Below are 12080 nucleotides of genomic sequence, written 5' to 3'. Positions count from 1 at the left end.
TTTTTAATTTCATGATTTCTATGATTTCAAACAACAGCCCTCTAATCAAATAAAGTGCTGTTGTTTTTTTGAAAATCCCTTTGAAAATTCGTCAGCGGACTCAATCATTAAGGGCAAAAAATGAAAAGTTGACTGGCATACCTCAACTTTAAGCATCTGCTATCATCCTATGGATGCTTTCACACCATTGGTGGCCAGACACTACTTTTATCAGGATCATTGGGCATGTACACCACCCAGAGGGAATCCCCCACTTTTTTCTTTCGATGCACTGAGTCGTAAATATTCCCGACGTTTCCGATGTGCTCTTTTCCATCGGCTTCAAATTGAAACTCCACGATCGTTGGTGATTGGCCATTCATGGACTGCGTATAGTCTGTTCGGATATCAATAATTTTACCGACGGTAGCCTTCCCTTGTTCGAGTGGTAATAGTTCATAGTTCGCAGTTTTAAGTCCTTTTCGCCAACAGAAGATACCGATGATCGGAAAGAGAATTGTCCAAAAGAAGGGAATTGTAAAAACAATTCCAATCATGGTCATTACATTCCCCGTGTATTTGATCCTTCTTTTGAATTTTGGTGGAAGAACTCTTGGAGCTCGTGGAGGCTCCGACCCAAGATCATCGGATTCGTAAGAATATTCGAGAGTTCCTCCACAATTGGTGCATTGACTCTGGTTTGTGTTTGGGTATTTAGTTTTACACCAAGGGCATTGGACAATGGATTCAAATGGCATAATGATTTCCGTGCCCAAACTAGTAAGATATTCTTCGAAATTGTCAATAACAGTTTTAGCATGTGATTTGGCAAACGAGATTCTATTTCGATTGATTCATTTAATCTATGGAATTGATTCTAAGAAGAACAGCTTTTCGCATAACACGAAGTATAGATTGAACAGTGATCACATTGAAATTGTAAACTTATGTTCGCTTTCTACTATTTGTTTTTTAGAACGATTGTATGATTCTAAATTTTGAATTTTGCAAAATGAATCGTTACGAAAAAATTTCTTTGTTGCTAACCATCAGTTACGGATTATGATAAGTGAATGCGTTTTCTCTTTTATGCATTCGTTTTCCTTTGTTTCCAATGTTCCAAACCAACACTCAATAACCCACGTGATTTTGAATCCGAATCTTTTCGGGAAAATGAAACGCTTCTTTGTCTCACAGGGCAAAGTTCTTTTTGCCAAGCCGCGATTCCTGTTTGTACCACCTGCCGTTTTTTTTCCACGAGTATCACCTATAATGGCGATCGAGGAGGCATTGCGGGAGCAGATGCTAAATGTATGAGCGACTCTAAAAAACCAACCGAGCCTGAGAGAGCCGTCTTCAAAGCCTTTCTTGTGGATGATGTGAATCGCATTGCTTGTACGACAAATGATTGTTTAACTGGTGGGCTATCGGAACATGTGGATTGGATTTTAAAACCAGATACAAATTATGTGAGAGCTGTGGATAATGTAACGATCGTTACCACAAATAGCTTGGGAATTTTTCCAAGTCAAACTAATGATGCAGAGAATCCAACTGTCTCTCCAATATTAACAGGTATCGCCACAATTGGCTGGCTCACACGATCTGGTGGGCATTGTGTTCGATGGACAGAAGGAACAACAGGCATTACGGGACATTCTTCGAGTAACAATTTATATGCCGCTGGAGGAGGGAACTGCTCTACTTCTTCCATTATCCTTTGTGTGGAACAATAGAAGGGACTTCATTGATTTTTTGATTAAAAAAGAAATAGATAGGGCTCTGTAACCGTAAGGAAATCGATCAAATAATTGACTTGCATCAATTCATAACATGATGGTAATTAGGTGTTCATGATGAACACATCAATCAACAGGCGTTATGCAATTTGACCAAAATGGATTACGTGTAGCCTTCTGAAATGAAAAGACAAACCAAATGCAATCATTAAATGACATTTTTTACTCAAAAACTCTCAAAATTGAAAACAAATAAGTTAAATAGGAAACTTTAATATGAAAAATAGAATTTGGATTTTACTCACCACATTCGTTATTGGAAACTGTATCGCATTTTTAGATTTCAATCGAACCAACAATGAATTCTCTAAAGACTCTTTATTGATACTATTAGGTTCAAAGGATGTCGGTGTTTCAGCTGGGGGAGGAACGGGAAGTCCAAGTGGAACTCGTATTCAATCCAGTGATGAACTTTTTACGATCTTAATTCCCGAAGGTGCCATGGAGGAAACTGTCGATTTTAAAATCACGAAATACGACTCAACACAAGCACCACTTCCTTCTGGTTATGTGCCAACGAGTTCGATCTACCAAGTCACACCCTCTTACCAATTCAAAAAAGAAGTTTTAGTCACCATCACTCTGGATCGCGCCAAAGCACAATCGATGAATTTAAACTTTGGAAAAAGTAGAGGTTTCCATGTGTCCACCATGAGCGCAGAACCAAATGCAGAAAGAATGCCTGGTTGGGCTGGTGTCAACGCAACACTTGAATCAGAAAGAATCGTTTTTCAAACCAAAAGTTTTTCTATGTTTGGTGGAGGAACCCCTCCACCAGGAAATTTACCTCCTGTCATCAATGGAGCTTATTATTACTTAAAACCTAGCACTCGCCATATTCCATACGAAGTAAGAGCTGATGTATTTGAACCAGATAATGATGCCATGAATGTATATTTGGTTGTAGGACCTGCAGGTGGACCGACTAACTACTTCTCGATGACAAGGGAAGGAGTAACAAATTGGTACAGATCCAATATCCCATATGAAGCAATGAGTCCTGGTGGAATCTTAATTCAGATCGTTGCAGTGGATATTCATGGTCAAAAAACGGCTAGGCCATCCACAGGAACTTTTTTATATCCCACTGACTCAGGGAACCCAGCTTACATCAGTCAATATACTCCAGATCGGGATGGTGATGGATACAATGATGTTTGGGAACTTGATAATGGATACAATCCTAATAATGCAAGTAGTCCTCCAGGAGGAACCACATACCCACCTGGATTACCTGTTGTCGTAGACAGCTTAGAAATATTACCAACACAAGCTTGGGTGCAAGTGAATGAACCAATTACGTTTTCTGCTAGAGGTTTCCTTGCTGGTGTTCAAAAATTTGTGACTGTCAATTTCCATACCACTGGCATAGGCCTTGGTGGAGGTCCCATTGGCAATTTAAACTCATCGACTTTCACTGCAACTACACCTGGCATTGCTGGAGTGTTTGCGACATATCAAACTCTGGAAGCATCTGCTTCTGTTCATGTTGCCGATACCATTGCGCCTTCGAATATCACGGATTTGGTGGCAACACCAATGACTTCCTCGAGAATCCAACTCAGATGGACTGCTCCGGGCAGTGTAGGTGCATTAGGACAGGCATCTGCGTATGAGATCAGAAGATCCACATCTCCCATCACCAATAATTTGCAATGTGATGCAGCAACCGGGATTGCTCATACAATGATCCCCAAAAGTTCTGGATTAACAGAAACAAAAGAGATTGATGGCCATCTCCCGCAAACTACTTATTATTTTTGTGTTCGCGCAATCGATTCTTCGGGAAATCGCAATTCTTGGAGTGGGACTGTATCCACCACAACTTATGCGCCAACAGACCTAGTTCCACCAGCTGATATCACAACCGCAACTGCCACCGTAGAGTCTTACCAACAAATCAAACTGAGTTGGACTGCTGTTGGTGATAATGGAAATACAGGTTCAGCCTCCGCTTATGAGATTAGAAGACGTTCCACACCTATCAATTCAGATGACGACTGTTCGGCGGGAGTTTTTGTTCCGAATACGGTAGTGGCGTCACCTGCAGGCACTCCATTAGAGTTTACAGTGAGTGGGTTGTCTTCTGGCACAGTGCATTACTTTTGTATCCGTGCCTTCGACCATGGAGGGAACCGAAGCCTTTGGAGTGGGATTTTACAAGCCACCACTCCATTTGCCAACCAAGCTCCAGTGATTCAAATGGCGACTAATCTGACTGTCGACTTTGGGACAGAAGCTATTTTGGATGCATCCCAATCCTTCGATCCTGACGCTTCCTTCTGTGGTGCACAAACAAATCTATATGAATACAACTGGAGATTGATTTCTAAACCACCATTATCCAATTTAACAAATGGAGATATTCAGAACAGCACATCGAAGATTGCGAAATTTATGCCAGATAAGAATGGCGATTATGTCTTTGAATTTTCATTTAAAGACAATGTTGGAAGTTGTGCTGGAGCGAATCGAACAACCGTTTCATTGATTACATTGAAATTAGCACCATTGAATGCTCCAGCCTATGTGGAAGCGCAAGCAGGTGGTACATCTGCTTTAGTTCAGTGGAGTCCAGTCCCAGGTGCTACTTCGTATACAGTGTATTATAGTGCGGCACCCAATGTTACAAAATATTCGCCAAGTTTTGGACCAGTGACAAATTCATATACAATGATACCAGGGCTAACTGAAAATACTTTATACCATTTTAGAGTCGTATCGAGTAATAGTGCTGGGGATAGCTCAGTTTCTTCAGAGGTGAGTGCTTTTACTACGAATATTCCACTTGGGACTGCATCATCAGGAACCCATGTGGATATATCCGCGGGTCAAGGGACACAGTCGGGATTACATCCATATTCAGTGATCGATACGACTAATCGAAAGTTTTTGGTTGTATCTACGAATAACGCCAACAACGGGAAACTGAGTCTTTTTAAATGCAACCTTGATGGAACCAATTGCACGCATTCCGATATCTCTGCAGGTCAAGGAAATAATTCGGGGTCTTATCCACAGATCACTTTGGATCAATTCAATGGAAAGATTTTAGCGGTAGCCCAAAATGGCGCCAACAACGGAAAACCGAGTCTATTTAGATGCAACCTCGATGGAACCAATTGCATACATACAGATATCTCTGCAGGGCAGGGTAATTACTCAGGGTATTTTCCACAGATCACTGTGGATCAATTCAATGGAAAGATTTTAGTAGTCACCCAAAATAGTGCCAACAACGGGAAACCGAGTCTCTTTAGGTGCAACCTCGATGGAACCGATTGCACGCATACAGATATCTCTGCAGGACAGGGTTCTAATTCTGCACAACATTTAGATTTCATGATCGATTACAAAAATTTGAAGATCTTGGTAGTAACATACAACAGTGCCAACAACGGGAAACCGAGTCTTTTTAGGTGCAACCTTGATGGAACCAATTGCACACATACAGACATTTCAGCAGGTCAGGGGATTAGTTCAGGAATTGAACCCAGCTTAGCTATAGATCAAATCAATGGTAAAGTTGTGGTCGTGACTCGAAATTGTGCTAACGATTGTAAACCAGGCCTTTTTAGGTGCAATCTCGATGGAACAAGCTGTATCTATACGGATATCTCAGCTGGACAAGGAGTAGCTTCTGGATTAGAACCAAAGATAAAATTGGATCAATTCAACGGGAAATTATTGGTAGTGACACATAGTATTGCCAACAATTTAAAGCTGAGTCTCTTTCGATGCAACTTCGATGGAACCAGTTGCACCCATAAAGATATTTCAATAGGACAAAGTGAAGGTTCTGCAAATGAACCAAAGTTAGTATTAGATCAAATTAATGGGAAAATTATAGTCACAACGCTAAATATAGCGAACTCTTACAAACCCTCACTTTTTATTTGGTAAGAAATTTGATTACCTTACCGAAAATTGCATATTCACCTGCCATCATTAGATGGTAGGTGAATGAAATTATGCTTAGCGCAAGAAAGCTTTACTCTTTCATGTCTAAAAGTAATTTCCTGATCATTCCAAATTTGATACTTGATCGATATTCAATATGACAATCACCCTTGCATTTGTTAACTAATTCTACATTGTCTGAATTGGATTCTCTGTTTTTGTTTTCTTACATTGTTCTTCTGGCGATAACAAAAAAAAGCGAATCAAACAATCCTAAAATTCAATCGGTGTATAAAATGACATCTCAAAAGTGGTAAATGAAATTCGATACCCATTTTGGTTATAAAATGGGCCACCCATTCCAAACCTCCAATTGATCATACCAATAGGAATTTCCCAAAAAAAGTAAAAACTTTTTGCTTGATTGGTGGAGGAATTCACTCTTCCAATTCCTAATGTGAGAAGGGCATACAATTCCAGAGGACTCAACTCATTTCCTGTTAGTTGATTATAAAACAATGCCATAAATGGATTAATAGACTTTGGATTAACATCCCCTTGCAACAGAGTATAGAGTCCAAGTGATTCTAAGTTGTTTCCAGAAGACAAATTGGCAAGTAAGTATGCGCGATACGGATCTGCATCTATGTTTCCATTATTCAGTAAGGAATACTTTCCCATATTCGAAATCTTTTCGTCCAAGTTTCTTCCTGAACTAAAAACCCAAAAACTATTGAAAAATCCATTTCCATCATTGAAGTCAGCGGTTCCTTGTATGTTAACTTTCGAATATCCTAAACCTAATCCAATTCGAAATTTATCGTTTCCTTTTTGTCCGTAATAAATAGCAGGAAGGAACATATGATAACTACCAAAGGTTTCTGTGCCTAGGTCTTGATTTTTATATTGTTTAATTGGGGAAGATCGATTGGATGAACCGGATTCTCCTTCACTTGAAGACATATTCGTAGCGGTAATGTCTGTGATTTTCTGTTTGGATTGCCTAAAATTTACGTTGCGGTTGAGTATGAAAAGTCCCCAGTTTTCACCTATTTGCCATTCAGGTGATTTTAAATCGTAGAGAAAATTTAGATTTTGATCCATCCGTTGGTCATCTCGCATCACTGCACGAGTCCCAGTATTCGAGACGATGCTCAGATCTGTTAAATTTGCCTGCACTCCCGGATAAAATGTAATGTATTTTGCACCGTTCTCTTTTTTGAGAGAAAATTCTTGGGAAGGTTCAGTTGTTTGTTTGGGTGAATAAGGGACAGGTTCTTGTGCCTTGAGGGGAGAAACAAAAACCATTGAAACGATCGAAACAACAAAAATAAGAATGTTACAGAGAAAACCCACTAACGCATGTTTCGATTGAGTTCAAAAAATACCAGAATTTTTTGTTGTTAGGTTCTGAATTTAATTCAAAAATATACATCCTTCCTAGAATGTTTTGATTAGGATTTGAATCTGAGCCAAATTCCTTAAAATAAGAAGTTAGATGATAAAAAATGGATCATTAGTTTAATGATTTTGTCGTTTTGAAATTTCTTTAAATGACCCGATGATTTCCCAATCTTCATTTTTGTCGGGTTTCATCATAATTGCGCCATCTCCCTGAGTCAACCTAACTAAAGTTTTGCCATCTGTATAGCGAGCTCCCGAAGCAGCAATACCTTGTTTTAAGGAGATTGTTTTCTCACCTGGCACTTTAATAGTTACAAAATTAATGTTATACGATAATTTCAATTTGATTGAAGATTATTTTGAATTGATTCTGGCGCCAGGCATACCTTTTAACCAATCTGTTATTTCATTCGAATCCAATGTAACCTTTGAAATATGCACTTCGATACAATGAGACTTTTGATTAGAAGAAACTAAATGAGCATGGAGTTGGAATGCCTCAGCGATTTTAGAAGCGTAAAAAAGTCCATAAGTATGTAGATCGGAACCTCTGAAAACCGTATAACTATCATTACCCAATTGATTTCTTTTAATGAGAGATGAAAATATTGATTTCGCACATTGTTCTGATGTCATTCCTTCATCTGCTGTTGGTGTGTTGATACTTAAGTTGAATGCTCCCTTAGAACCCATAAATCGGAGATGTGGCAATGAAGCAGCTAGCGGATGTATTCCCATATTGATTTGTTCAATTTCTGGAATGTTAATCTGAGTGTCTGGCATTTCGAAACTAAAGTAAAATTTTCCATTTGTCGGAACAAACTTACTATCTTGTGTTTTGATATTGTTTCCTTTGCAGGTAACAAAGAAAATTGTAATCAAAAGTGCGATTGGTATTTCTTTACTGTATTTCATTTATATTTCTCCTAGATGTAAATTAGATTATATAAATTGTAACATGCAAAATCTATAATTTTTAATAAAATAAACAAAAAACAACAAAAGTAGGCATATAAAAGACTATAAATAGAATGTCTAGAGTTTGGTTCACTCCGCTTGGAAGATTCCGAGGGATAGAGAAAAAGTAGATGAATGGTATTATTCCGAGAACAGTAAAAATGATCTTATGAATTGAGACATTTCCAAATCCTTTCGAGACAAAAATAATAAATCTAAAAAAAGCAAATAAGATCAGAAAGAAAATACTAGAAGAAGATACAATGAAAAAAATTGAATTGGAAAATTCAAAAAAGTTATTTGATCCGAAAAAAATAATAAGACAAAATAGGATTATGCTTAAGACCAAGGTAGGGCATAAACAAATCAATAAAAGGAATCTATTCTCATGATAAAACTGATTCAGTTTTGTTAAAAAATATTTAGATTTGATTTTATCCATTTTTCTCTACTACAGTCGTTCGACTCCCGTCGTATAATATTGATTATACTTTAAAATTCACTGAATTCAAAGAAGCACCTAAACACAATTTCTTAATAACCCATCGTGGAGGTGTTTGCTTCGAAAAACACCCATGGATGGGTGCGGGCGGGAGCTCTGGCCATGGAAGGCCAGGCGAACGCGAGAAGCGAATGCCGAAACCTGGAGACGCCGGGAGTCGAACCCGGGTCCTATCGTCCTCAAATGCAGCTTCTACACGTTTAGTTTGCAAATAAATTTCGGAAAGACTTACCCTACAAACGGGGGACTCATTCCTATCCTACTTAGAGTTCAATTCGGTTCGAAGTGGGCAACAAATCCGAAAGGTCCTTAGAGAGGTGTCGGTTTCTAGGCCACCCAAGGAAACAGCCACCGAAACCGTAGAGCTTAAAATTAAGCTGCTAGAGCAAATTCGTTATTTGCAGTTATTGTTTTGAAGGTTTTTAAGAGGTCCCTCACCCCTACGTGCCACTGAATCCAAGCCAACAACAGTCGAAACCAATGTCGTCCCCAATTCTTAATACTTAGACGATGATAATCGTTCGAATTGTTTCGGAAAGCAAAAAAGGTTGAATTGGGGTTTTAGTGTGCTGGAATGTTTGTATCCTTATGAATTTTCTGAAATTTTCCCGTAATGCTTCGGTTTTTTGTCTATACGCCGTCTTTTTCTTCCTATCGTTTTCATTTTGCTCTCAAAAAGAACATCCCTCTGAGAAAGAAATCCGAGTTTCCGTGTATGGAAAAGAAGAAGGGGATCCCATTCGCATCCTTGGCCAAAAACAAATCAATTTGGATGAAACCCAAGAAATGGAAACTCTGGTTCTATTTCAATCTGGTCAAAGTGAAGTGTTATCTGCCTTTCGTAAAGAAGGTTCAAGTTGGACTTTTTTATGGAAGTTGGAATTCTTTTTAAAAGATTTAGGGCCTATGTACTATGACGGCAAACAAAACAAATGGTTAGCCGGTTCTGTTTCAGGAAAAGAAAAACCAACATTTGCTGGTGATTGTTTGAGACGAATTGTCGTTGCAGAACTTCCTGGTGATAATTTCAATTCTGTGTTTATAGAAGTTTTGTCCGAAGAACCACCGTTAGGTTTATTTTCAGTTCCGATGGGTTACCGCAAAGGCAAAAAAATTTGGGATGGTTACCAACTAAAAGAACACGAAGAACTAAAACGTAGCAAACGAGTTGAATTCGAATATAGTGCCAAAGACAAATCGTTTCGTATCTTTCCTACGAATCCCAATTATTCACAAGAGTTTGTGTTCAATGGTTGGGAGATGATTGCCAATCTCCCCATGCAACCAGTTCCTTCTTTTGTTTCCCTAGAAGTGGAACCAAAGTTTGAAATTGGAAAAGAATCCTTGGTGACATTACAACTCAAGAACAGAGGAAATTATGTGAGTTTAACCTATCTCTCTCTTTCCTTTCCAGATGCTGGATCTCTTCGTTTGGCCAATGAAACACAAGGGGTTCGTCTGTATAAAAAGGGAGACATTGTTTATAATGTGGTTCAAAATAAAAAAATACCTGCTGAATACCCACTACTCGAAGTCACCAAAGAAGGTTGGGCAAATAACTTTCGTTATGGTATAAAATTTCATTACACACCAGGTTCAACAAATACACCTAGGATTTTATTTCGCTCTACGTATAAGTTTTACCAAGAGATTGTTTCGATTCCAAATCAATTTTCTATCGCTCCATATGAAAGAGACCAACAAGGATTTCCTTCTTACCTTTTGAATGAGATTACAAAGTAATTTAAAAATGAAAATTCTAAACCAAGTAAACAAACGTATTGTTCTAAAAGAAAAAATATCGAGGAATCAAAATTTCAATCTTTTGAGTTAACGAATCCATGAGCCAAAAATTGACAGAAGAAATCTTAGTTGCAAGGAGAGAAATTGTTCGGGTCCAAGTGGAACGATTTCATTTGTTTTATTATGATTTCTTTCATCGATCGGAAACAATTGAGATGGCAAAGTTTTTCTTTGAGACTGTTTATAATTTAGATGGAAAAGAAGAATGGGAAACCTTGGCGTTTCAAACCTATGACAAAGTGAAAAACATGTTGAAGGAAGGAACACGAGAAAGTATCGAACGTTTGATGGAGTTAAACTCAATCACAGATGATCTCGATATCCAAATGGCAAATCTTCTATTAACAAAAGGTTGGGTCTTCGGAAATGAAATTAATCAGGATGAATACTATCAGTTGTTTTGTGAATTGGACAAACGAGAACTTCGCAAAAAACAATTGGAAGTAGTGTTGTTTAATTTGAAAAAATTTTATGAATTAGCTCATAAACCCGTTAGCGCGTATATCATCAAACCAGCAGCAATGATGTCGAGACTACTCGGAGTGTATCCTCTCTTTAAAAAAGTGGAACAAGGATACTATGCAACCTTACCAGTAAACCAAGTTTTGTTTGATGAATTTTATGCCTTAGTCCAAGAGAAAGAGTGGAATTTTTTATATAAAGCATTTCCCAGTTTAAAAGAGGAATCATGAGAAAACGATCCCGTTTTGTTTCCAGAGAAGAAGAACATGTGGAAGCACATGATCGTTGGTTATTAACCTATGCCGATATGATTACACTTCTTTTGGGATTGTTTATCATTCTTTATGCTGTAAGTAAAGTTGATTCCAAACGATTGAATGAAGTGGCTAAAGATATCAAAAGAGGATTTGGATTGAATGTAAGTTCTGTTGGTGTACTTCTGGATGGTGGTTCTGGTATATTAGAAGATGATACTATGATTCCAAAATCTGATGTTTTTCGACTATGGGAACGCATTGGCTTTTCCTTAAAAGCACTAAAAGATAAAGCAAAATTAAAACTGGGACTTGCCGAAACGGAGGAGTTAAAACTAACATTCGCCGGTTCGGATCTTGCCTCAGATGATGTACTGAAAACTGATCCTGATCTGAAATTTGCATTTGAACAGTTAGCTGTTTTGTCCAAAGGAATGGATATTGATATCGTAGTGCGAGTTCATATCCCGTATGAATCACAAATCGATAAATCGAAATTTCAAAATTCCTGGGACTATCATTCCAATCGAGCTTCCTTACTTGCTGAAAAATTGGTAACTGAATATGGAATCGCCAAGGAACAAGTATCTGTACAAGGTTATGCGATGTTTCAAAAGTCAAAAACATCCGATACACCGGAAAAAAAAGCAAATGAAGAGCGAATCGAAATTCTAATTCGCAAAAAAGAAACCGCTGATAATGCAAAATAAAATTTCTGTGAATGTTATCAGAGGATTTTTAGTAAGTCATGGATGATTAATCTAATACGGATATTAGGTCTTATGCGCTATTTTTCAAAAATCATATGAAAAAAATACCATTCATATTCATTTCTTTACTATTCCAATGTGCATTAACCATTATATCTCCTGGTTTAAATTCGAATTACAAACTGAATAAAATCTCTACTTTCAAATTTCAAGAAGCTGCTTTTTATGGTTCGCTTTACTATGATCAAACAGCATTCTTTATAGAATCCGAAAATTTAAAATTGATTATAGATGATCCAAATAATGCTAC

The 12080-nt window shown here is 37.8% G+C and carries 9 protein-coding genes, 1 other RNA gene and 1 pseudogene; 6 read left to right on the top strand and 5 right to left on the bottom strand.

From position 1 onward, the window contains the following. Window positions 1–179: 179 nt before the first annotated feature. The gene (locus tag EHQ59_RS12810) at window positions 180–755 is read right to left on the bottom strand and encodes a DUF3592 domain-containing protein (RefSeq protein WP_135620047.1); all 576 of its coding nucleotides are present in this window, start codon (window positions 753–755) and stop codon (window positions 180–182) included. A gap of 297 nt (window positions 756–1052) precedes the next feature. Here EHQ59_RS12810 and EHQ59_RS12805 point away from each other — a divergent pair, with 297 nt between their 5' ends. Next, window positions 1053–1715, top strand: coding sequence for a DUF1554 domain-containing protein (locus EHQ59_RS12805; protein WP_135620046.1), 663 nt, complete (start codon window positions 1053–1055; stop codon window positions 1713–1715). 279 nt (window positions 1716–1994) lie between these two features. After that, a complete protein-coding gene (locus EHQ59_RS12800; RefSeq protein ID WP_135620045.1) occupies window positions 1995–5681 on the top strand; it encodes a fibronectin type III domain-containing protein in 3687 nt (1228 codons plus the stop codon). 270 nt (window positions 5682–5951) lie between these two features. On the opposite strand, the gene EHQ59_RS12795 is transcribed toward EHQ59_RS12800, so the two are convergent. The 4 genes from EHQ59_RS12795 to ssrA form a co-directional block, all read right to left on the bottom strand. Further along, complete coding sequence (locus EHQ59_RS12795) at window positions 5952–6986, bottom strand: hypothetical protein (RefSeq protein ID WP_244245530.1); 1035 nt, start codon at window positions 6984–6986, stop codon at window positions 5952–5954. A 213-nt stretch (window positions 6987–7199) separates the two neighbouring features. Continuing rightward, a complete protein-coding gene (locus EHQ59_RS12790) occupies window positions 7200–7424 on the bottom strand; it encodes an MliC family protein (protein ID WP_167481409.1) in 225 nt (74 codons plus the stop codon). A 12-nt stretch (window positions 7425–7436) separates the two neighbouring features. Next, window positions 7437–7997 (bottom strand): hypothetical protein, encoded by a 561-nt coding sequence (locus tag EHQ59_RS12785; protein ID WP_135620043.1) that lies wholly within the window; start codon window positions 7995–7997, stop codon window positions 7437–7439. Window positions 7998–8682: 685 nt separating this feature from the next. Then, window positions 8683–9032, bottom strand: a transfer-messenger RNA (tmRNA) gene (gene ssrA / locus EHQ59_RS12780). A gap of 220 nt (window positions 9033–9252) precedes the next feature. Here ssrA and EHQ59_RS12775 point away from each other — a divergent pair. From EHQ59_RS12775 to EHQ59_RS17795, 4 genes and pseudogenes are all read left to right on the top strand, one after another. Then, a complete protein-coding gene (locus tag EHQ59_RS12775) occupies window positions 9253–10284 on the top strand; it encodes an LIC13341 family surface-exposed protein (RefSeq protein ID WP_244245529.1) in 1032 nt (343 codons plus the stop codon). Between the two features lie 98 nt (window positions 10285–10382). Continuing rightward, the gene (locus tag EHQ59_RS12770) at window positions 10383–11036 is read left to right on the top strand and encodes an FFLEELY motif protein (protein ID WP_135620041.1); all 654 of its coding nucleotides are present in this window, start codon (window positions 10383–10385) and stop codon (window positions 11034–11036) included. Continuing rightward, a complete protein-coding gene (locus tag EHQ59_RS12765; RefSeq protein WP_135620040.1) occupies window positions 11033–11770 on the top strand; it encodes a flagellar motor protein MotB in 738 nt (245 codons plus the stop codon). Before EHQ59_RS12770 ends, EHQ59_RS12765 begins: the two co-directional genes overlap by 4 nt. A gap of 95 nt (window positions 11771–11865) precedes the next feature. Then, window positions 11866–12080 (top strand): annotated as a pseudogene (locus EHQ59_RS17795) (hypothetical protein); the annotation flags it as partial.

This window comes from Leptospira kemamanensis (assembly GCF_004769665.1).
Classification (GTDB): Bacteria; Spirochaetota; Leptospiria; order Leptospirales; family Leptospiraceae; genus Leptospira_A; species Leptospira_A kemamanensis.
This window is presented reverse-complemented; position numbering and strand designations above follow the sequence as displayed.